Origin of the sequence: Gymnodinialimonas sp. 202GB13-11 (assembly GCF_040932485.1) — a bacterium.
Classification (GTDB): domain Bacteria; phylum Pseudomonadota; class Alphaproteobacteria; order Rhodobacterales; family Rhodobacteraceae; genus Gymnodinialimonas; species Gymnodinialimonas hymeniacidonis.
Genome location: NZ_JBFRBH010000001.1, coordinates 3,346,476 through 3,367,657 on the forward strand (window position 1 = coordinate 3,346,476; position 21,182 = coordinate 3,367,657).

At 59.1% G+C, this 21,182-nt stretch carries 23 protein-coding genes; 10 read left to right on the forward strand and 13 right to left on the reverse strand.

Going from position 1 to position 21,182, the window contains the following annotated elements; genetic code table 11:
• Positions 1-2: 2 nt before the first annotated feature.
• Positions 3-1,067 carry a heat-inducible transcriptional repressor HrcA gene (gene hrcA / locus V8J81_RS17065; protein ID WP_368476952.1) on the reverse strand — a complete coding sequence of 355 codons (1,065 nt, stop codon included), beginning with the start codon at positions 1,065-1,067 and terminating at the stop codon, positions 3-5.
• A gap of 94 nt (positions 1,068-1,161) precedes the next feature.
• Here hrcA and rph point away from each other — a divergent pair, with 94 nt between their 5' ends.
• Genes rph through hemW form a run of 3 tightly spaced genes read left to right on the forward strand, consistent with a single transcriptional unit; the run spans position 1,162 to position 3,633 of the window.
• Complete coding sequence (gene rph / locus V8J81_RS17070; protein WP_368476953.1) at positions 1,162-1,875, forward strand: ribonuclease PH; 714 nt, start codon at positions 1,162-1,164, stop codon at positions 1,873-1,875.
• Positions 1,875-2,486: an RdgB/HAM1 family non-canonical purine NTP pyrophosphatase gene (rdgB, locus tag V8J81_RS17075; protein WP_368476954.1), complete on the forward strand. Its 612-nt coding sequence runs from the start codon at positions 1,875-1,877 to the stop codon at positions 2,484-2,486. The genes rph and rdgB overlap by 1 nt, the downstream gene beginning before the upstream one ends.
• Entirely contained in the window at positions 2,479-3,633 is a 1,155-nt protein-coding gene (gene hemW, locus V8J81_RS17080; RefSeq protein ID WP_368476955.1) for a radical SAM family heme chaperone HemW, read from the forward strand. Before rdgB ends, hemW begins: the two co-directional genes overlap by 8 nt.
• 4 nt (positions 3,634-3,637) lie before the next feature.
• On the opposite strand, the gene V8J81_RS17085 is transcribed toward hemW, so the two are convergent.
• From V8J81_RS17085 to rho, 6 genes are read right to left on the reverse strand one after another with little or no spacing between them, the layout of a single operon-like run.
• Complete coding sequence (locus V8J81_RS17085) at positions 3,638-4,540, reverse strand: ParB/RepB/Spo0J family partition protein (protein WP_368476956.1); 903 nt, start codon at positions 4,538-4,540, stop codon at positions 3,638-3,640.
• Positions 4,540-5,316 carry a ParA family protein gene (locus tag V8J81_RS17090; RefSeq protein WP_368476957.1) on the reverse strand — a complete coding sequence of 259 codons (777 nt, stop codon included), beginning with the start codon at positions 5,314-5,316 and terminating at the stop codon, positions 4,540-4,542. Before V8J81_RS17090 ends, V8J81_RS17085 begins: the two co-directional genes overlap by 1 nt.
• A 1-nt stretch (position 5,317) precedes the next feature.
• The gene (gene rsmG, locus V8J81_RS17095) at positions 5,318-5,953 is read right to left on the reverse strand and encodes a 16S rRNA (guanine(527)-N(7))-methyltransferase RsmG (RefSeq protein WP_368476958.1); all 636 of its coding nucleotides are present in this window, start codon (positions 5,951-5,953) and stop codon (positions 5,318-5,320) included.
• Positions 5,950-7,824, reverse strand: coding sequence for a tRNA uridine-5-carboxymethylaminomethyl(34) synthesis enzyme MnmG (mnmG, locus tag V8J81_RS17100; RefSeq protein ID WP_368476959.1), 1,875 nt, complete (start codon positions 7,822-7,824; stop codon positions 5,950-5,952). Before mnmG ends, rsmG begins: the two co-directional genes overlap by 4 nt.
• A gap of 2 nt (positions 7,825-7,826) precedes the next feature.
• The gene (gene mnmE, locus V8J81_RS17105) at positions 7,827-9,107 is read right to left on the reverse strand and encodes a tRNA uridine-5-carboxymethylaminomethyl(34) synthesis GTPase MnmE (protein ID WP_368476960.1); all 1,281 of its coding nucleotides are present in this window, start codon (positions 9,105-9,107) and stop codon (positions 7,827-7,829) included.
• Positions 9,108-9,119: 12 nt separating this feature from the next.
• Positions 9,120-10,391, reverse strand: a complete 1,272-nt coding sequence (gene rho, locus V8J81_RS17110) for a transcription termination factor Rho (RefSeq protein WP_368476961.1) — start codon at positions 10,389-10,391, stop codon at positions 9,120-9,122.
• A gap of 535 nt (positions 10,392-10,926) precedes the next feature.
• On the opposite strand from rho, the gene V8J81_RS17115 reads away from it, so the two are divergent.
• The 4 genes from V8J81_RS17115 to dnaQ are packed head-to-tail and all read left to right on the forward strand — an operon-like array spanning position 10,927 to position 13,626.
• Positions 10,927-11,526: a Maf family protein gene (locus V8J81_RS17115; protein WP_368476962.1), complete on the forward strand. Its 600-nt coding sequence runs from the start codon at positions 10,927-10,929 to the stop codon at positions 11,524-11,526.
• Positions 11,523-12,359 carry a shikimate dehydrogenase gene (locus tag V8J81_RS17120; protein ID WP_368476963.1) on the forward strand — a complete coding sequence of 279 codons (837 nt, stop codon included), beginning with the start codon at positions 11,523-11,525 and terminating at the stop codon, positions 12,357-12,359. Before V8J81_RS17115 ends, V8J81_RS17120 begins: the two co-directional genes overlap by 4 nt.
• Positions 12,356-12,931 (forward strand): dephospho-CoA kinase, encoded by a 576-nt coding sequence (gene coaE / locus V8J81_RS17125; RefSeq protein WP_368476964.1) that lies wholly within the window; start codon positions 12,356-12,358, stop codon positions 12,929-12,931. The genes V8J81_RS17120 and coaE overlap by 4 nt, the downstream gene beginning before the upstream one ends.
• A complete protein-coding gene (gene dnaQ / locus V8J81_RS17130; RefSeq protein WP_368476965.1) occupies positions 12,928-13,626 on the forward strand; it encodes a DNA polymerase III subunit epsilon in 699 nt (232 codons plus the stop codon). Before coaE ends, dnaQ begins: the two co-directional genes overlap by 4 nt.
• Before the next feature lies 1 nt (position 13,627).
• Here the strand turns inward: dnaQ and secB are convergent, their stop codons facing one another.
• Complete coding sequence (gene secB, locus V8J81_RS17135; RefSeq protein WP_368476966.1) at positions 13,628-14,152, reverse strand: protein-export chaperone SecB; 525 nt, start codon at positions 14,150-14,152, stop codon at positions 13,628-13,630.
• A 56-nt stretch (positions 14,153-14,208) separates the two neighbouring features.
• On the reverse strand, positions 14,209-14,673 hold the full coding sequence (locus V8J81_RS17140; RefSeq protein WP_368476967.1) for an FxsA family protein: 465 nt from the start codon (positions 14,671-14,673) through the stop codon (positions 14,209-14,211).
• Between the two features lie 122 nt (positions 14,674-14,795).
• Between V8J81_RS17140 and V8J81_RS17145 the strand changes: the two genes are divergently transcribed.
• Genes V8J81_RS17145 through V8J81_RS17155 form a run of 3 tightly spaced genes read left to right on the forward strand, consistent with a single transcriptional unit; the run spans position 14,796 to position 17,084 of the window.
• Entirely contained in the window at positions 14,796-15,455 is a 660-nt protein-coding gene (locus tag V8J81_RS17145) for a Tim44/TimA family putative adaptor protein (RefSeq protein WP_368476968.1), read from the forward strand.
• A 3-nt stretch (positions 15,456-15,458) separates the two neighbouring features.
• Entirely contained in the window at positions 15,459-16,475 is a 1,017-nt protein-coding gene (gene mltA / locus V8J81_RS17150; protein ID WP_368476969.1) for a murein transglycosylase A, read from the forward strand.
• A 3-nt stretch (positions 16,476-16,478) separates the two neighbouring features.
• Positions 16,479-17,084: a Smr/MutS family protein gene (locus tag V8J81_RS17155; RefSeq protein WP_368476970.1), complete on the forward strand. Its 606-nt coding sequence runs from the start codon at positions 16,479-16,481 to the stop codon at positions 17,082-17,084.
• Here the strand turns inward: V8J81_RS17155 and V8J81_RS17160 are convergent.
• The 4 genes from V8J81_RS17160 to hslV are packed head-to-tail and all read right to left on the reverse strand — an operon-like array spanning position 17,081 to position 21,166.
• Positions 17,081-18,205, reverse strand: coding sequence for an alpha/beta hydrolase (locus V8J81_RS17160; RefSeq protein ID WP_368476971.1), 1,125 nt, complete (start codon positions 18,203-18,205; stop codon positions 17,081-17,083). The two genes, V8J81_RS17155 and V8J81_RS17160, sit on opposite strands and share 4 nt — an antisense overlap.
• Positions 18,206-18,228: 23 nt before the next feature.
• Complete coding sequence (gene hslU / locus V8J81_RS17165; protein ID WP_368476972.1) at positions 18,229-19,539, reverse strand: ATP-dependent protease ATPase subunit HslU; 1,311 nt, start codon at positions 19,537-19,539, stop codon at positions 18,229-18,231.
• Positions 19,536-20,612, reverse strand: a complete 1,077-nt coding sequence (locus V8J81_RS17170) for a hypothetical protein (RefSeq protein ID WP_368476973.1) — start codon at positions 20,610-20,612, stop codon at positions 19,536-19,538. Before V8J81_RS17170 ends, hslU begins: the two co-directional genes overlap by 4 nt.
• Entirely contained in the window at positions 20,609-21,166 is a 558-nt protein-coding gene (gene hslV / locus V8J81_RS17175) for an ATP-dependent protease subunit HslV (RefSeq protein WP_368476974.1), read from the reverse strand. The genes V8J81_RS17170 and hslV overlap by 4 nt, the downstream gene beginning before the upstream one ends.
• Between the last annotated feature and the right edge of the window lie 16 nt (positions 21,167-21,182).

Below are 21,182 nucleotides of genomic sequence, written 5' to 3' on the forward strand. Positions count from 1 at the left end.
TCTCACGCGCGGTCCGAGATCAGTTTCCCGACCAGCTGCGCCGTATAATCCACGATCGGAACGATACGTCCGTAATTCAGGCGCGTGGGTCCGATCACCCCCACGGCACCAACGATCTTTCGATCAGCGTTCATATATGGGGAAACCACTAGAGAGGAACCCGAAAGTGAGAACAACTTGTTCTCTGACCCAATGAAAATGCGCACACCGTCGCCTTCCTCGGTCAATTCAAGGAAATCCGCGATATCACGTTTTCGTTCGAGGTCGTCAAAGAGGGTGCGAATACGCTCCAGATCCTCTGCCTCTTGCGTATCGGACAGCAGATTCGACCGCCCCCGCACAATTAACCGCGCCGATTGCTGGTCATTGTCGTCCCACACGGCGAGCCCTGAATCGATCAGGCCTGAAGCGAGATCATCAATCTCGCGCCGCCTTGTCTCCATATCCGCCTCAAGCTGGCCCCGGATCGACGTCACCGTTTGCCCGACGATGCGCGCATTCAGGAAATTCGCAGCCTCCCGCATCGCACTTGGCGTCGTACCGACAGGCGGTGTGAACAGGCGGTTTTCGACATGGCCGTCGGAATAGACCAGCACCACCAAAGCCTGCTCCGCATTCAGCGGCACAAATTCGATATGCTGGATCGGTGCTTCATGCTTGGGCGTCAGAACCAAGCTCGCCCCATGGGTCGCCGCCGACAGGGCCGACCCCACGCGATCCAGCAACGCTGGCACGTCCGAGGCATTGTCGCCCAACGTCTCATGCAACGCGTGCTTGTCGTCCTTCGACAAATCCCCGGTCTCAAGAAACCCATCCACGAACATCCGCAGCCCCTGCTGCGTCGGCACCCTACCGGCCGAAATATGCGGAGAATCCAGCAATCCCAAATATTCCAGATCCTGCATTACATTGCGGATCGTCGCGGCCGACACTTTCTCAGACATCGTCCGCGTCAACGTCCGCGATCCCACCGGCGCGCCGCTGTCCAAATAGCCTTCCACGATCCGGCGGAAGACTTCCCGCGACCGGTCGTTGAGTTCTTCCAGGATTTTTCCTTGTTCGGTCATGTCGTTGTTCGCCCGGACGGCTTTGGGGGTTGCGAGCCGCAAGCCTGCCGGATTATCCCCGCACAGCACAGCCAAAAATATCAGGGAGATATTTATGCGTCCTTCCGGTCGAAACCTAGACGAAATGCGCCCAATTTCCATCGAGACCGGCGTGACGCGCCATGCCGAAGGCTCATGCCTGATCAAATGCGGTGACACGCATGTCCTTTGCACCGCTTCGCTTGAGGAGCGCGTGCCGCCGTTCCTGCGCAATTCCGGCCAAGGCTGGGTGACGGCCGAATACGGCATGCTGCCCCGCGCGACGCACACCCGTGGTCGCCGGGAAGCCGCCGCGGGCAAGCAATCGGGCCGCACGCAGGAAATCCAACGCCTGATCGGGCGTTCCCTTCGCGCCTGCGTCGACCGTAACGCGCTCGGCGAACGTCAGATCACGGTGGACTGCGACGTGATCCAGGCCGATGGCGGCACCCGCTGTGCCTCCATCACAGGCGGCTGGGTCGCCCTGCGCCTTGCCGTCAACAAGCTGCTCAAGGCCGGTGACATCATCACCGACCCGATCACCGACAACATCGCCGCAGTCTCCTGCGGCATCTACGCGGGCCAGCCCGTGCTCGACCTCGACTACCCCGAGGATTCGGAGGCCGGGACGGACGGCAATTTCATCATGACCGGCGCGGGCCAAGTCGTGGAACTGCAAGCCAGCGCAGAAGGCGCCACCTTCTCCCGCGATGAATTCAACCAGCTCTACACGCTTGCCGAAAAAGGCGTGGCAGAGCTTGTCGCGGCCCAAAACGCAGCCACCGTCTGATGCGTCGCTTCACCGGATCCGAACTGCTCGTCGCGACCCACAATCAGGGCAAGCTGGACGAGATGAAGCACCTGTTAGAGCCGTTCGGCATCACGGTGACCGGCGCGAAAGACCACAACCTGCCAGAACCCCCGGAAGACGGCACCACGTTCGTCGAAAACGCGCGGACCAAGGCCCATGCCGCCGCAAAGGCGACCGGCTTGCCCGCGCTTTCCGATGACAGCGGCATTGAAATCGACGCCCTCGACGGCGCGCCCGGCGTTTACACCGCCGATTGGGCCGAAACGCCCAGTGGGCGCGATTTTGAGATGGCGATGCGCCTGACGCACGACAAACTCGAAGCGATCAACGCCCCCGCCCCCCGCACCGCGCGCTTCTGCTGCACCCTCGTCCTCGCTTGGCCCGATGGCCATGATGAGGTCTTTCCCGGCGTGATGCCCGGCCAAGTCGTCTGGCCCATGCGCGGCGATCAGGGTCATGGCTATGACCCGATCTTCCAGCCCGACGGCTACGACATCACCTTTGGTGAGATGGATCGGTGGGAAAAGAACAAGATCAGCCACCGCGCGAAAGCCGTCGAACAACTCGTTAAAATCTTCGGCGATGGCTGACTGGCAGGAAGGGGGCTTCGGCCTCTACATCCACTGGCCGTTTTGTGAGGCCAAATGCCCCTATTGCGACTTCAACAGCCATGTCGCGGCAAAGATCGACCATTCCGCTTGGCTGACTGCGTACCTTAGCGAACTCACCCGCGCGGCGGAGGAAACCCAGGGCCGCACCCTGCAAAGCGTCTTCTTTGGCGGTGGCACCCCATCCCTGATGAAACCCGAAACGACAGCCCGCATCCTTGAAGCTGTCCGCGCCCACTGGCCCACGGCGAACGACATCGAAATCACGTTAGAGGCGAACCCCTCCTCCGTTGAAGCGGGTCGCTTCCGCGCATTTCGCGACGCAGGCATTTCGCGCGTCTCAATGGGGATTCAGGCTCTGAGCAACGGAGATTTGCGCCGCTTGGGCCGTCTGCACACCGTCGAAGAGGCCCGCAAAGCCTACGACATCGCCCGCACCTGCTTCGATCGCACCAGCTTCGACCTGATCTACGCGCGACAGGATCAAACCCTCGAAGATTGGCGCACCGAACTGGCCGAGGCTCTCACCTGGGGAAGCGATCACCTCTCGCTCTATCAATTGACCGTTGAGCCCGGCACCGCTTTCGGCGCGCGCCACAAGGCGGGTGGCCTGAAGGGCCTGCCCGATGAAGATCTCTCCGCCGATCTCTACGACCTGACGCAGGAGTTGACCGATAAGGCGGGTCTTCCCGCTTACGAGATCTCGAACCATTCCGCCGATCTCGCTCAATCCCGCCACAACCTGATCTATTGGCGCGGCGGTGATTTCATCGGCATTGGCCCGGGGGCCCATGGTCGTCTGACCTTGGATGGCCACCGCTACGCGACTGAAACCCTGCTGGCGCCGCAAAAGTGGCTCGACGCCGTTGCAACGTCAGGAACCGGGGAATCCGCTCGCACGCCGATCACAGCGCAGGAACAGGCCGAAGAATATCTGATGATGTCACTGCGCCTCAGCGAAGGCTCTGACCTTGCGCGGTTTGAGCGGATCATGGGCCATCCCATCCCGCAGACGAAAATCGATCATCTGGGCGACCTGGGCCTGATCGAACAGAACGCCAACCGCATTATGGCCACTCAGGTCGGGCGTCCTGTTTTGAACGGACTTCTGAGGGAGCTTTTGACCTAGAGTCTCAACCTGCGTTCAGCTTGCGCATCAGGTCGTCTAGTTGCTCTAAGTCTTTGTAATTGATAGTAATTTTACCTGCGCCGGACTGCGCGTTGTGGTCAATCGACACCTTCATCGACAACGCGGCCTTCAGATCCGCCTCCAACGCCCGCGTATCTGCATCCTTTTCGGGTCTCGTGGTCGCCCCACCAACCGTCGACCCGCTTGCGCCAGCCTTCGCGGCCTTCTCGATGTCCCGCACAGACATCCCCTCACGCACCGCGCGCAGCGCCAGTGCAATCGGGTTCTCTGCCGTTACCAGCGCCCGCGCATGGCCCGAGCTTAACTCTCCATCCCGCACCATGGCCTGGATCTCATCCGGCAATTGCAGCAATCGCATCATATTCGCCAAATGGCTTCGGCTTTTGCCCATCGCCGTGGAAAGCGCCAGCTGCGTATGGCCGAACTTCTCCATCAGCTGCTTGTAGCCAAGCGCCTCTTCAATCGGGTTCAGATCCGCGCGCTGCACGTTTTCAATGATCGCAACCTGAAGCACTTCGTTGTCGTCGAAGTCCCGCACCAAAGCCGGTACTTCGTGAAGCTGCGCAATCTGCGCTGCACGCCAACGCCGTTCGCCGGCAACAATTTGATACTTTCCCGACTCAGCAGGATCGGGACGCACGATCAGCGGCTGAATGATCCCATGCTCACGGATCGACGCTGCAAGTTCGCGCAATTGCTCCTCATCAAACGCCCGCCTTGGCTGGTCCGGGTTCGGCTGTACGTCCTCAATCGGAATTTGACGATCCGTACGCCCAGATGCGCGCGCGTCAGACGGCCCCGCATCTTGGGCCGCATTCGGCTCTATATCGGCCATAAGCGCTGAAAGACCGCGGCCCAAACGTCGCTTGTCTGTCGATTTGGCCATCATGCACTCTCTTTCGTTTGGGGTTCACGATCCAGCAGTTCGTTCGCCAGATCGATATACGCCTGGCTGCCTTTCGAGGCAGGATCATAGGCGATAACGGGAAGGGCGTAAGATGGCGCTTCGCTTAACCGAACATTGCGCGGCACGATCGTATCAAAGACGAGGTCGCCCAACGTGGCGCGCGCATCCTCTTCGACCTGCTTGCTGAGGTTCATTCGCGAATCGTGCATGGTTAAAACCACACCCTCGATCCGCAAAGCGGGGTTCGCTGTTTCCCGCACTTCTCTTACGGTCAGCATAAGTTGTGAAAGGCCTTCCAGTGCAAAGAATTCTGCTTGCAACGGCACCAACAAAGCATGCGCCGCTGTCAGTGCGTTCAGTGTGAGCAAGCTAAGGGAAGGCGGGCAATCGATCAGCACGTAGTCGTATGGTGCGCCCTGCGACAACGCCTCTTTCAGAAGGAAAACACGGTTGTCGCGCTGCCCTAGCTCCACATCTGTTGAGCTCAGATCCGTGGTCGCGGGCGCGATCCAAAGGTGATCCACCTCAGTTTCTATCGCGACGTCTGCGAGGTCGGCGCCATCGAGCAGAAGATCATAGGTAGATTTCACACGATCCGCCGGCTCAATCCCCAACCCCGTTGAGGCATTGCCCTGCGGATCAAGATCAACGATTAGAACCTTGCATTTCATCGAGGCCAGCGTCGCGCCAAGATTAATGGCCGTCGTTGTTTTCCCAACGCCGCCCTTCTGGTTCGTGATCGCAATGATGCGCATCTCAGGCGTCACCTTCTAGCTGTCCAACATCAAATTTCAGAATAACCGCATCATCGTGGGTCAAGCTCGGGATCGGTTCACAGATCGTCTGCCAGCGCGCTGGCAGGGTTTCAAGCTCTTCCCGCCATGCGCTCCCCTTCGGAAACAAAAGGCGCGTATTTGCGCCCAAATGCGGCTTTGCATGGTCGACCAGTTTGTCGAGGCCACTTAGAGCGCGGGCCGAGATTACATCAGCAGATTGATTAGGTACCTCGCTGATACGACGCGAGAGAATATTGACCTTCACGCCCATTGCTCGCCCGACCTCGCGTAGAAAGCCGCATTTCCGAATATCGCTTTCAACCAGCGTGACAGTCAGCGGCGTATTGGCCTCTGCGCCCATCGCAGCCAGCACCAAGCCCGGAAAGCCGCCGCCGGAACCAAGATCCAGCCATCGCTCAGCACCATCGGGAATATGTTCGAACAGCTGCGCAGAATCCACGAAATGCCGCTGCCACGCCTCGCCCAAAGTCGCTGGAGCAACGAGGTTGATCGTAGGTTGCCACTTCAAAAGGAGGGTATGATACGTTTCTAACCGCTCGAGTGTTTCACGTGAAACACTCTCTCCAAGCCAGGCCTTCGCTTCCTCAGGGCTCACGCGGACATCCGATCGAGTTGGCGAAGCTTCGTCAGGATCAGCGCGAGTGCTGCCGGCGTCATACCATCAATCCGGCCAGCCTGGCCAAGCGTTGTTGGTTGGACACGCGAAAGCTTGGACCGTAGCTCATTGGATAGGCCAATGACCTCTCCGTACGGGAATCCCGCTGGGATTTGCTTCGCCTCGTCGCGATCCAGTGCCTCAGCATCCTTCTGCTGCCGCGCAACGTAGGTCGCATACGTCGCCTCGATTTTGAGCTGGCGGACAACCTCTTGGTCAAGCGCCTCAAGGCCTGGCTCAATCTTCGTAAGGTCTGAGACACCTAATTCGGGAAAGGCCAGATACTCCATCCCGTTGCGCCGTTTCCCATCTGCGTTGACTGTTATCCCTACCTCGGCCGCTTGCTTCGGCGTTGCCGTCATTGCTTGAAGCATATCGCGACCGCGATTCAGTCGATCCATCTTGTCGTCAAATGCACTACGCCGCAGGTCATCCACAATACCGAGCGACAGCCCAAGTGGCGTCAATCGAGCATCCGCATTGTCGGCCCGCAAAGACAGCCGATACTCGGCGCGCGACGTGAACATGCGGTACGGCTCAGCTACACCGCGCGTCACGAGATCATCGACCATCACGCCAATGTAGCTTTCGCGACGGCTGAACGAGATGGGATCGCGCCCAAGCGCCTGTAATGCAGCTGAAAGGCCAGCAACAAGACCTTGCGCCGCGGCCTCTTCATATCCGGTTGTGCCGTTGATCTGTCCTGCAAGGAACAACCCTTCAAGTGCGCGCAGTTCTAGTTGATCGCTCAGGCACGTTGGATCTACGTAGTCGTACTCGATAGCATAGCCCGGTTGCTGAATCTCCGCGTTTTCCAAGCCGACGATGGAGCGGACATAATCGTGTTGAACATCCTCTGGCAGAGACGTCGAGATCCCATTCGGGTAAACCAGATCTGACGTGAGACCCTCTGGCTCGAGGAAGATCTGGTGCGAATCCTTATCGCTGAACCGGACGACCTTATCTTCAATCGACGGGCAGTACCGGGGTCCGACACCTTCAATCATCCCGCCATACATGGCTGATCGGCCAAGATTTGCCTGAATGATCTCATGCGTTTGAGCGTTGGTGTGGGTGATGCCGCAACCGACTTGCCGCGCTTGAACCTTCGTCGTCAGGAACGAGAAGAAAGTAGGGTCCTCGTCCGCCTTTTGCTCTTGCAGGATGTCCCAATTGATCGATTGGCTTTTTATGCGCGGCGGCGTTCCCGTCTTCAGCCGACCAAGTGGCAGATCGAGGCTATCCATACGCTCCGCCAATTTCACCGACGGACGATCGCCCATCCGGCCGCCTTCGATCTTGCGATCGCCTATGTGGATGACGCCGCGCAGAAAGGTACCCGTTGTCAGAACAACAGATTTGGCGGCGATCTCACTTCCATCTGCCAGAACGACACCTTTGGCGTGATCCCCACGCACCACGAGATCAGCGACCTCGCCTTCAATCACGGTGAGACCATCTGCCTGCGCAACATGATCCTGGATGGCCTTGGCGTACAGCACTCGGTCAGATTGGGTGCGCGGCCCTTGAACGGCAGCGCCCTTGCGACGGTTGAGCAGGCGATATTGGATTCCCGATGCATCTGCGGCACGGCCCATAATGCCGCCAAGGGCATCAATCTCGCGGACAAGATGGCCCTTTCCAAGACCGCCAATCGCAGGATTGCATGACATAACGCCAAGATCGCCCTTGCGTAGTGTTACGAGAACGGTGCGCGCGCCGGCGCGGCGCGCTGCATCCGCCGCTTCAACGCCGGCGTGGCCGCCACCAACAACCACAACATCAAAGTCTGGATGTTTCACGTGAAACACTCCTATTTCCCGATGCAGAACCGGGAGAAAATTTCGCCGAGGATGTTCTCTACATCCACACGACCAATGACCGAGTCAAGCGCGTGAAGGCCATCTTGCACATGCTGGGCGGCGATCTCGACCTCTGCGCTTGTGCGCATCGCGGATAATGCCTGAGCGAATTCGACCACAGCGCGCTGCATTCCACCGCGTTGGCGGGCGGAGATCGCTGTTTTTACCTGCGCTACGCGCTCCGAGAGAATGCCAGAGATGTCGGAGATCATTTCGTCCAAACCCGCACCCGTTACCCCGGATATACCCTTACGGCCAGTAAGATCGGCCTTTGCGCCATAGATTAGATCAACTCTCCCTTGAAGCTCCTCTGGCAGCTCGAAATCATCAGTCTCCAGAACGACGCGCAAGTCGGCAGATAGTGCACGATCAATTGCACGGGAAACTCCAATCTGTTCGACGGTATCATCCGTCGCCCGCAGACCGGCAGTGTCGAGGAAGGTCACGGCAAGGCCACCAATATCAAGACGCGCCTCAATTACATCGCGTGTGGTGCCTGCGATATCAGACGTGATTGCGATTTCACGTCCAGACAGTGCGTTTAGGAGCGTGGATTTTCCCGCATTCGGCGCGCCAAGAATGGCGACCTCGAACCCGTCGCGCACGCGTTCCGCCACGCGGGAGCCTTCGATCTCCGCTTTGAGGTCGGCGATTAGACTTGTAAGAAGCTCCTCGACCTCCGGTGAGACATCAACGGGAACCTCTTCATCCGCAAAGTCGATAGTTGCGGTTAGCAAAGCAGCGGCACGAATACCCTTGTCCCGCAACGCCATCATCTTCTCGGAGAGAGCGCCGGAGAAGGCACGTTGAGCCTGCACGCGTTGCGCTTCTGTCTCAGCCTCCACCAGATCGCCAAGGCCCTCTACCTGTGCGAGATCGAGACGGTCGTTGAGAAGGGCACGCTTGGTGAATTCACCGGCCTCAGCTTCTCGCGCCAATCCGGTGGCGGCAATCGCATCTTCGACAGCACGTATCACCGCAACGCTGCCATGGAGATGCATTTCCACAACGTCCTCACCAGTAAAGCTGTTCGGCGCTGTAAAAAAAAGGATAAGTGACTGATCTAAAATGTCTTTATTCGCATTTCGCACTACGCGAAGCGCATGTTGCCCCGGTTCCGGTAAAGACCCACACAAGGCCGCGCCGACCGACGCAGCCTCCGGCCCAGAAATGCGGATGATGGCGACACCCGCTTTCCCCCGAGCGGTGGCCAGGGCGAAAACGGTTTGCATCGTGCGGCGCCCTTAGGTGTTCATCGAGTCGAAGAACTCGGAATTCGTCTTCGTCTGTTTGAGCTTTGAGATCAGGAACTCGATTGCATCAGTCGTACCCATCGGGTTCAGGATGCGGCGCAGAACGAAGGTCTTGGCCAGATCGCCCTTGTCAACCAGCAGATCCTCTTTCCGGGTGCCGGATTTGAGGATGTCCATCGCCGGGAAGACGCGCTTATCGGCAACCTTGCGGTCCAGAACGATTTCGCTGTTACCTGTGCCTTTGAATTCCTCGAAGATCACTTCGTCCATACGGGAGCCGGTGTCGATCAGCGCGGTCGCGATGATGGTGAGCGAGCCACCTTCCTCGATATTGCGCGCAGCACCGAAGAAACGCTTAGGGCGTTGCAGGGCATTGGCATCCACACCACCGGTCAGGACTTTACCCGACGACGGCACAACCGTGTTGAACGCACGACCCAGTCGGGTGATCGAGTCGAGCAGGATCACAACGTCACGTTTGTGTTCGACCAAACGCTTGGCCTTTTCGATCACCATCTCGGACACAGCAACGTGGCGCGTGGCGGGTTCGTCGAAGGTGGACGATACAACCTCCCCCTTCACCGAACGCTGCATGTCGGTGACTTCCTCAGGCCGTTCATCGATCAGAAGGACGATCAGGTAACATTCCGGGTGATTGGTTTCGATCGAATGGGCGATGTTCTGCATCAGAACCGTTTTACCCGTCCGCGGGGGCGCAGTGATCAGGGCACGCTGACCTTTGCCGATGGGGGCCACGAGGTCGATGATGCGGGCAGAGCGATCCTTGATGGTGGGATCTTCGATTTCCATCTTCAGACGCTCATCCGGGTAAAGCGGCGTGAGGTTGTCGAACGCCACCTTGTGGCGCGCCTTCTCAGGCTCCTGAAAATTGATCTGCGTGCAGGTAACGAGGCAGAAGTAGCGCTCATTCTCTTTCGGCGCGGTAATCACACCCTCAACCGTGTCACCGGTCCGCAGGGAATGCTGGCGGATCATCTCGGGCGAAACGTAAATATCATCGGGGCCAGGCAGGTAGTTTGCCTCAGGGCTGCGAAGAAAGCCGAAGCCGTCCTGCAGAACCTCAAGCACACCGTCGCCAGAGATCTCCCAGCCTTCTTCGGCGCGCTCGCGCAGGATCTCGAACATCATGTCGCCTTTGCGCATGGTCGAGGCATTTTCGATCTCAAGCTCTTCTGCCATCGCCAGCAGGTCTTTGGGCGACTTTGCTTTCAGGTCAGCAAGGCTCAGGGATTCAGTTGTCATGGGAATACATCCAAGGGGCGTTGTCCTGACACGGTCAGGGTCGCGGAATTCTGTTCTTGTGAAGTTGCCTCTCCGGACGGAGTGCGAGGATGGAGGTAAGGACTTCCCCTTCTCAAGTCAACTCATGCCGTTTGCTTCATGGTCTTCCAAATAAAAAAGAAAGAAAGATTCTTTGTTGTTTTTGTTTGTTGGAGCGTGGAGTTCCCGGAAAACGGAGATGTCCAAAATGTATCCCCAGTCTTTGCCAGGGAGAGGGGAATTATCCAAGCAGCTTTTGAGGTAGTAGATTTCAAAAATAATATAATTATTTCATACACTTAATTGTTGCATGGCAAGGAAAAACCTGTGGATGAACAGAGAAGAGAATGGGACAGACAGGTTCGCGCATTTCTTCGATCAGAAATCCATTCCCGGGGGAAAATGGTGGACGGAGAAGGCGAAAATCGTCGAACTTCGCGCTTGACGGGATAGCTTGTCGATTCCGTCACAATCCGCCCATAGTAGCGCGCAAGATTTCCACAGAGTTTCCCAGAAGATGGTTGATCTTATCCTCGCCTCCTCCTCGCTTATCCGGCGTGAGATGTTGGAAAACGCCGGTCTGCGCGTCGATTGTCGGCCTGCGCGGTTGGATGAGGCGGCCATTCGCGAATCGCTGCTGGCTGAAGGGGCTGAACCGCGCGATGTGGCGGATACGCTGGCCGAGTTCAAAGCAAGGCGGGTGGCTGAAAAGGCAAACCCAGGTGAGTTGGTGCTGGGCTGCGACCAGGTTCTGGCGCTGAAGGGAGAGATCTTTGGCAAGGCCAAGGATCAGGCAGAAGCCGCAGAGCATTTAAAGCAACTACAGGGCAAGACTCATCACTTGATGTCAGCCGCCGTGCTCTATGAGGATAACAAACCTGTCTGGCGCCATGTCGGCGTGGTTCGGATGACGATGCACGCTCTGTCGGACAAGCAGATCAACGACTATCTGGACGCGGCTTGGCCGGACGTATCCTACTGCGTCGGGGCTTATCAGGTTGAGCGCTTGGGCGCGCGTTTGTTTTCACGGATCGAGGGGGATTGGTTCTCAGTCCTTGGCTTGCCGTTGCTTGATGTCCTTTCCCATCTGCGTTTGCGGGGTATGTTAGGGGCATGACGAAGGAAACGATCCCTCTGGCCGGTGTGATCGGTGATCCGGTGGCCCATTCTCTGTCACCGCTTCTGCATGGCCACTGGCTTAAGCGGTATGGGCTGAAGGGGCATTACGTGCCGCTTCACATCAATCATCAGGATCTGCCTGAGGCACTGGGTGTGCTTCCGCGCATGGGATTTGTCGGGGCGAATGTGACCATCCCGCATAAAGAGCTGGTTCTTTCCCTCGCCGATACGATCACGGACCGGGCCGCGTTGATTGGGGCGGCGAATACACTCACCTTCACAGCGGATGGGCGCATTCAGGCGGACAATACCGATGGGATGGGCTTTCTATCTAATATCCGCCAGACCTTGCCGGGATGGTCAGCTTCCGCTGGCCCGGCTTTGGTTCTGGGCTCTGGCGGGGCGGCGAAGGCGATTGTGTCTGCGTTGATCTCTGACGGCGCGCCCGTAGTGCACGTGGCAAACCGGACGCGCGCGCGGGCGGATGGTTTGCGGGAGCAGTTCGGGGCGCGCGTTTCCCCAATAGATTGGACACAGATAGCGGACCATATCCGTGACACCGCTTTGATCGTGAATACGACCGCGCTGGGAATGGAGGGTCAAGCGCCGCTATCGCTTGATCTGTCTCGCCTTTCGCCTCCGACTGTTGTGACAGATATTGTCTACACACCACTGGAAACGGACCTTCTGCGCGAAGCGGCGGACCGTGGGTGCGAAACCGTTGAGGGGCTGGGCATGTTGTTGCACCAAGCCGTGCCGGGATTTGAGCGCTGGTTCAGTTACACTCCGATGGTCGATGATGATCTGCGCGCGGCGGTTCTGGGCGGATGAAGACGATCCTGGGCCTGACAGGCTCCATCGGGATGGGCAAAAGCACCACGGCGGAGATGTTTCGGGATCGTGGCATTCCAGTTTGGGACGCGGACGCTACGGTACACGCGCTTTATTCACCCGATGGTCCAGCGCCCGCGCTGTTGGAGGCGGAGTTTCCGGGGTCGACCCTGCCTGATGGCCATGTTGACCGCGCTCATCTGCGCAAACTGATTGCCGAGGACGCGACCGTGCTCGACAGGATCAACGCGATTATTCATCCGCTGGTCGCCGAAAGCCGTGCCGCGTTCTTAGAAAACGCGGACGGGCTGGTCGTTTTGGATGTCCCGCTCCTGTTCGAGACGGGTCTCGACCAGCATTGCGATAAGATCGCCGTTGTGTCGGTGGATGCCGAAACCCAACGCGAGCGGGTCCTGTCGCGTGGCACGATGACAGAGGCGGACTTTGAGGCAATCCTGTCACGCCAAACCCCGGACGCAGAGAAACGCAAGCGGGCCGACTACATCATAGACACTTCCGCCATGGATGTGGCACAAGATGCAGTGGATCATATCATAGCAGAGCTGACATGAGAGAGATCGTCCTCGACACCGAAACGACCGGTTTGAACCCGTTCGATACGCCGCGCCACCGGATCGTGGAGATCGGTGCGGTCGAGCTGTTCAACCAAGTGCCGACGGGCAAGACCTATCATCAATACATCAACCCCGAACGTGGCATGCCGAACGAGGCGTTTGAAGTGCACGGGATTGGGGATGAATTTCTTGCGGACAAACCCGTCTTTACCGCGATCGCGCAGGACTTTCTGAATTTTGTCGGCGACGCGAAGATGGTGATCCATAACGCCGAGTTCGACATGCGCTTTCTGAATGCGGAGCTTGAATGGGCCGGCCACAGATTATTGCCGAACGATCAGGCCCTCGACACGCTGAAAATCGCGCGCAGCCGGTTTCCGGGGTCGCCAGCATCGCTGGATGCGTTGTGTCGCCGCTTCGGGATCGACAATTCCAACCGCACGCTGCACGGCGCGTTGCTCGACTCCGAGATCTTGGCAGAGGTCTATCTGGAGCTGACGGGTGGCAAGCAGCCCGACTTTGCATTGTCGCAAACGCAATCCCGACAGAACGCAGCGGATCAGGCGGACGATTGGCGGCCGAAACCCCGGCCCGCGCCTTTGCCACCGCGCCTGACGGAAAATGAAAAGGCCGCACATGCGGCCTTTGTCGAAAAGCTTGGGGACGAGCCTATCTGGACCCGCTTTCGGTAGATCAGGCTGTGCCTTGCGGCTCACCTGCGGCTTGCTGAGCCTGACGCTGCTGCAACTGCTGGCGATATAGTGCCACAAAGTCGATTTGGTCGAGGTTCAGCGGCGGATAGCCACCATCACGCGTGACGTCGGAGATAATGCGACGCACGAAGGGGAACAGCATCCGCGGACATTCGATCATCAGGAACGGATGCAGCTGCTGCTCGGCAATGTTTTCGATGGAGAAGACGCCGCCATATTCCAGCTCGATCAAGAAAACTGATTTCGGCTCATCTTCCTTGGTCTTCGATTCGACCTTCAGCTTCATGATCACGTCGTACTGGTTTTCCGTCGTACGCTTGCGCGCATCCAGAGCTACCTGCACCTGAATGTCAGGCTGGCCTTGCGCAACAACGGCGTTCTGAACAGCAGCATTCTCGAACGACAGGTCACGGATGAACTGGCCGAGGATTTGCATTTTCGGAAGCTGTGCGGCGGGTTGCGCCGCGCCGTTTTCGGTCTCACCGTTGGCCGAAGCGTCGGACATGGATCATTCTCCTGAAATCAAAGTTGCAGGCGACATAACAGGCCCGCGCTTTGGCCTCAATGCCGAGTCCAGCCCGATGGACCGCTGGGTCGATCTTCATCTTCTGCGCTGTAAGTGCCTTCGATGATAGTCTCATCCTGCGGCTGCCATCCGCGATCCGTGCGGACCGTTTGCACATTCACACGCTTTTTCATTTCTCTCAGGACGTAGTTGCGCACACCTGGAACCAGTAGCGCAAAACCAACAGCATCCGTGAAGAAGCCCGGCGTCAGCAAAAGCGCGCCGGAGAAAAGGATCATAGCCCCGTGGGCAAGGGGTTCGGTCGGATCGCGCAGATCATCGAACGAAGTGCGGAGCTGCTGCATCGCCTGAGCGCCCTGGCTTTTGACGAGCATCGTTCCGGCAATGGCCGTCAGCACCACAATCGCCAAAGTTGGCCACAGACCGAGCCATCCGCCGACCTGAATAAATAAAGCGATTTCGATCAACGGGACCGCAATGAACAACAAAAGCAGGCGCATGGGCGCGTTTCCTCTGACAAATGGCCTTATGCCGCAGATGGGCTGTCATGGACTTGACCCCACCCCTGCCTTACATATGTGGCTGCTACACCGGTTTTGAACCCATTCCCCGCCGAGGTGCCATGAACTCGTCTCTTTTGTCCTTGCTGGTCTTGGCCGGCGTCGCGATTTTCCTGATCTTGCGCCTGCGCTCCGTCCTTGGATCGCGTGAGGGGTTTGAGCGCCCCCCGGCCCGGCCCGATGGTTCGACGGCCAACCGTCGCCGTGATTTCGAAGTGATTGATGGTGGTCCGGACGAAGATATCACCGATCACGTCGAAGATGGATCGGACAGCGCCAAAGCACTAGCTGCCATGAAAATGGCCGAGCCGGGTTTTAACGTCAGCGAATTTCTGGGCGGCGCGCGTCAGGCCTATGAGATGATCCTGATGTCGTTTGAACGTGGCGATGTGGACGGGCTAAAGCCGTTCCTCGCCGATGATGTGATGGAAACGTTCGAGACGGTCATCAACCAGCGCAACGAACAGGGCCTGACGATTGAGGCGGAATTTGTCGGTGTGCGCGAAATAGCGCTCCAGAACGCAACGTTCGATCGCGGGGCGAGTGAGGCCGAGATCACCGTGCGTTTTGTGGGTGAGTTGACCAGCGTTGTTCGCAATTCCGACGGCGAGATCATCGAAGGCGACGCGTCCGAGATCAAACGCCAACGCGATGTGTGGACTTTCGCGCGCACAATGGGCGCTGATGATCCGAACTGGGCCCTGGTGGCAACTGACGGATGAACGATGGGACTGCGCGCGGTAGCGATTGCTTTGGCGCTTACCGCCACAGCCGCCACGGCAGATGAACCCGTGCAGCTTCTGACGTTCGATGATTTGGATGGGTGGGCCGAGGATGATCATTCCGCGGCCCTTTCCGTTTTTCGAAACACCTGCATGGATCTTGAGGGCTCGGATTGGGAAGCGCTCTGTGCGGTTGCCGAAACGGCGCCTGACGCAAGGACATTCTTCGAATTGTTCTTTCGGCCGGTCCTGATTGGTGGCGAAGAACCGGCCTTGTTCACTGGATACTATGAGCCGGAATTGAGCGGGTCGCGCACCAGAACAAGCCGCTATCGCTATCCGGTTTATCGTCTCCCGCCCGAGGTGAATGGCCAGTGGCTGTCTCGGCGGGAGATTGAGGAAAGTCGCGTGCTTGAGGGGCGTGGGCTGGAGATCGCCTGGGTTGATGACCCGGTAGAACTGTTCTTTCTGCAGATCCAAGGATCGGGCCGTATCCGGCTTGCCGAGGGCGGGTTTCTGCGCGTGGGTTATGGCGGTCGGAACGGCCATGAATACCGCTCGGTGGGTCAGGAGCTTGTCCGGCGCGGTGTGTATCAGCCGCATCAGGTGTCCGCGCAGGTGATCCAATCCTGGGTGCGGCGAAACCCGGTGGCTGGGCAAACGCTGCTGCATCACAACCCTAGCTACGTGTTCTTTCGCGAGGTCGACATCGACGACCCGGATCTTGGGCCACTGGGTGCCATGAACCGAAACATCACGCCGCATCGGACGATTGCAGTGGATCCAGATCACACGCCATTGGGCGCTCCGGTCTGGATTGAGAAAGACGGCGACGGCCCGATCCGCCGGTTGATGATCGCGCAGGATACCGGCGGGGCAATCCAAGGGCCGCAGCGTGCGGATATTTTCTTTGGTTTCGGAGACGACGCCGGGGATGCCGCAGGCGTCATCCGCGACCCAGGCCGCATGATCGTTCTGCTGCCGATCGAACGTGCGCACCAACTGATCCCGGACGCGTGACAGATGGGTAAGCGTGGAAAACGCGGCCTGTCCGAGGAGGATAAGGCCCTTTGGAACAGAGTCGCGTCGACCGCCACGCCCATGGACCGCTCCGGCGCGCCGCGGATCATTCCGGAAGCGCCAAAGCCGAAATCACCTATCCGGCGTGAAGCGACAACCGCCGAACGGCTGCCTGCCTTTCGCATTGGTGAAAAGGCTTCCTTCTCGGCCAACCCCGTAAACCACGCGCCGACGCTTTCGGCGCGGCTGGCGCATGCGCCTGTGCGGATGGATCACGGCACACACAAACGCATGGTGCGGGGCAAGCTGAAGCCCGAGGATCGCATTGACCTGCACGGTATGGTTCTGGCCGAGGCGCATCCCGCGCTGATTTCCTTCATCAGCTCTGCCTACGAGCGGGAATTGCGGTTGGTTTTGGTGATAACTGGCAAAGGCAAGGATCGCGATAGCGGTGGGCCGATTCCGATCCGGCGCGGGGTGTTGAAGCATCAGGTGCCAAGCTGGCTGCAATCCCCGCCGTTGGGTTTGATGATCCTCGATATTCGTGAGGCGCACCAAAAGCACGGCGGTGGTGGCGCGTACTACGTCTACCTCAAGCGCCGCCGTTAGTTTGCGGTGATCGGGCTGAGCATGATCTGCGTGGCATTCTGAATCGTCAGGATCGTGCCCGGAAGAATGCCCGGGCGCTGAGTGGTGCTCCGCTCAAACGAATTGTTCACACCAGCCGCATCGTTGAGGATTTGCACAACAGCCGGTGAACTGGCACCGGCAAAGTGATTGAATGTATCGCGGACCCCACCCGAGAAGGCGGAGACGTCGATAATGGTGATCTCAAATTCGCCGAGCGCATCGGGGATGGCGAGGTTTCCGACTCGTTCAGCCTGCCCGGTGATCCGGGCAGATAGCCGTAGCGCCTGATCGCGTTGCGAGGTGAAAATCACGAACGGCTGCGGAAGCTCTCCGATCCGTTCGGCCTGGCTGCGGAACACATCGACATCCACATCGGGTGAGAACAGGATCACGCCGTTGATCCGATCCAGCGTTCCAGTGCGACCACCGATCCGGAGTTGACGCAAAACCTCCATCACCACGCTCGATCCAAGGGAGTGCGCGGTGAGGACGACGTTCAAACCAGCGGCCTGAATATCGGTGATCAACTGCTCTAACCCATCGCGGGCAAACAGGCTCGAATCCCTATCATAGGCATAGCCAAGCGGGTTCCCGGCGCTGGGCCAGGCGTAGTGCACGGCGATGCCCGGGATCTGGAAATCGTAGCGGATTTGCGCGGTACGGTAGAGGCCGGTGCCGATAGTGCTGGCGAAACCGTGGATGAAGATCATCGCCTCGTTCACACCGGCGCGACGCGCTTCCGCCCGCAAGGCGGCGCGGAACCCCTCCCGACTGCCAAGATGGTTGCCGCTGCTGGCGACGAATTCCGTTTGCAGGTCTGGGCCGCGCCGCCGCCCGGGTCTGGCCGGTTCGACGGCACCGGTTTCCCGATCCGGGGGAATTTCTACGGTGAATTCGGTGAACGACAGCGTCTCTTGCCGGGCGGCTTGAAACGCCCCGTCGGCGAAGACGCGGTTGGTGGCCACAAAGACCGTTTCCGCCGTGCCGATATCAGCCGCTTCTGGCACGATCATCAGATCCGGCACACCGCCACACGCCGCCAGCGGCAGAGCGGCAACCCCACAAAGAAGCGAACGGCGAGTGATCGAAGTGCGTGTCATGCCACCCTCTTACCAGCGTTTGCCTAAAGAACGTAACGGCTGAGATCTGTACTACGCGTCAATTCGCCGAGGTTTTCTTCGACAAATGCGGCATCAACGGTAACCGCTTGCCCGGATTTATCCGGTGCGGTGAAGCTGAGTTCTTCAAAGACCCGCTCCAACACCGTGTAAAGCCGCCGCGCGCCGATATTTTCAACGCTTTCGTTGACCTCCGCCGCAATCTTGGCGAGCGCCGCGATGCCTTCTTCGGTGAAGGTCACTTCGACCTCTTCCGTGGCCATCAAGGCGGTGTATTGCCGGGTCAGCGCGTTGTCGGTTTCCGTCAGGATGCGCACGAAATCACCTTCCGTCAGTGCCCGCAGGTTCACGCGGATCGGCAGGCGGCCCTGAAGTTCGGGCAACAGGTCAGAGGGCTTGGCGATGTGGAAGGCGCCCGATGCGATGAAGAGGATATGGTCGGTTTTGACCGGCCCGTGCTTGGTGGAGACGGTTGTGCCTTCGATCAACGGCAGCAGATCGCGCTGTACGCCTTCGCGGGATACATCCGCCCCCCGCGCATCGGCGCGCGCGCAGACTTTGTCGATCTCATCAATGAAAACGATCCCGTTCTGCTCCACCGCGCGCATGGCTTCTTTCGTGACCATCTCAGGATCGAGCAGCTTGTCCGCCTCCTCATCAATCAGGATGTCGTAGCTGGCCGCCACCGAAAGCCGTCGCTTTACCTTGCGCCCGCCCATGCCTTTGAACAGATCGCCCAGGTTCATCATCCCGCCCATCTGCCCCATGCCGGGCTGACCGGGGATCTCGAACCCGCCGAGGGGGTTGGAATTGTCCGTCACTTCCAGCTCGATGATCGTATCGTCCAGCTCTCCACCACGCAGCTTCTTGCGGAACATCTCTCGCGTCTGCTCACGCGCATCGGTTCCCGCCAGCGCTTCGATCACGCGCTCTTCGGCTGCGTCATGGGCCTTGGCCTTCACCTCTTCGCGCATGTTCTCGCGGATCATCACTTGTGCCGCGTCCACCAGATCACGGACGATCTGTTCCACGTCGCGGCCAACATAGCCCACTTCGGTGAATTTCGTGGCTTCCACCTTGATGAACGGCGCACGGGCGAGCTTGGCGAGGCGGCGGCTGATCTCGGTCTTGCCGACGCCTGTGGGCCCGATCATCAGGATATTCTTCGGATAAACCTCATCACGCAGGTCGTCACCCAACTGCTTCCGCCGCCAGCGGTTGCGCAGGGCGACGGCCACAGCGCGCTTGGCGTCTTTCTGGCCGATGATGAAGCGGTCGAGCTCCGACACGATCTCACGGGGGGTCAGGTCACTCATGCAGAGGCCTCCTTTACAGCCCATGGGGGCAATCTGTTTTTTCCGGGGAAGGCGGGCAAGGAGCGCATGATGGCCCCGCGCATCGCCTCCCACTGCGCGCCCAGAACGACTAGGCCGATGCCAAGCAGAAGGATCACGAAGAACGCGCCCTCGCCCTCGACCACCGAAATCGACAGCGCTACGACATAGCCGACACCGGAGACGAGGAAGGACCGGCGGTCGATGATGATTGCGAAAAGCGCCATGGCCGCAACGAACAGCACCAGCGCGACCTTCGATCCGGCATCCGCATTCTGGAACAGCGTTAGCGCAACCGTGTTCACGATGGCGGGTGCCGCGATGACGTGCAGCCAAAAGCCCGACGCCGCGCGGCGGGTGACACGGTGCGGGTCGGACATGTCGAAGATCATCGCGATGGTCAGGCCGATCAGGCCGAGCACGATGGTGATGATTGCAAACGGACCATCTGCGCTGAGAAGGAAGAGATCTTCGAATGTGTCCGGTATCGTGCCGCCTGTTGTCACGATCCCGAAGGTGGTCATCACCACCGACAGCGCGATCAGCGCCACGGTGAACGGAACGCGGAAAATGGCATAGTGCAAGCACAGGAAGGCACCGGCGATACCGGCGCCAAGCGCAACGCTGGCCTGAATCTGAAAGTCGAGCATTGCCGCGACCGACAGGCCGAATTGCAACGCCGATGCGCCGAACATGATCGCGAGCGCGATCGACGGGGCCACCATCCGACGCTTCAGCGTGAAGTAACGCGACATGCCAGCCAGCGCGATCATTGCGATTATCGAAAGCGCGAGCCCCAGAACCCAGCCGCGAGTCGCGCCGAAAAGGCCCAAACCAGTAACGCCGATCCAGCCCGCAAACAGGATCGACAGGCCAACGACGATAAAGATTTCGTTGAAGCCTTTGAACAGCTCGAACGGTTCATCCAGCCCGGTGCGTCGGGCGCGCACGCCTTCGCGTTCCTCAGACAGGTTGATGAGCGACGCGGCCTGCGCCTCCGTCATCATGCCAGCGCCGACAGCCGCCCGCAGATCATCGCGGGTGATCTGGCTCATGCCTCGATCACCTCAACGGTGAGGTTTCCGTTGGTGTAAACACAGATGTCGGCGGCGATCTGCATCGCTTCGCGGGCGATGGTTTCGGCATCCTTGTCGGTGTCGAGCATCCCGCGTGCGGCAGCGAGTGCGAAGTTTCCGCCCGAACCGATGGCGGCAATCCCATGTTCAGGTTCCAGCACGTCACCCGCGCCAGTGATGATGTAAAGCTCGGACCCATCGGTCACGATCAGCATCGCTTCCAGCTTCTGGAGGTATTTGTCGGTCCGCCAATCCTTGGCGAGTTCGACCGAGGCGCGCTGCAATTGCCCGGGCGTCGCCTCCAGCTTTGTCTCCAGCCGTTCCAGAAGCGTGAACGCATCGGCCGTCGACCCTGCAAAGCCGCAAACCACGTCATATCCGCCCGGCTTCAGCCGCCGCACCTTACGCGCTGAACCCTTGATCACCGTTTGCCCAAGGCTCACCTGCCCGTCGCCCGCGACAACCACTTTGCCGCCCTTGCGCACGCCGATAATCGTGGTGCCGTGCCAACCGGGGAAGTCTTCTTTCGCCATAAGGGCCTCCATTCGT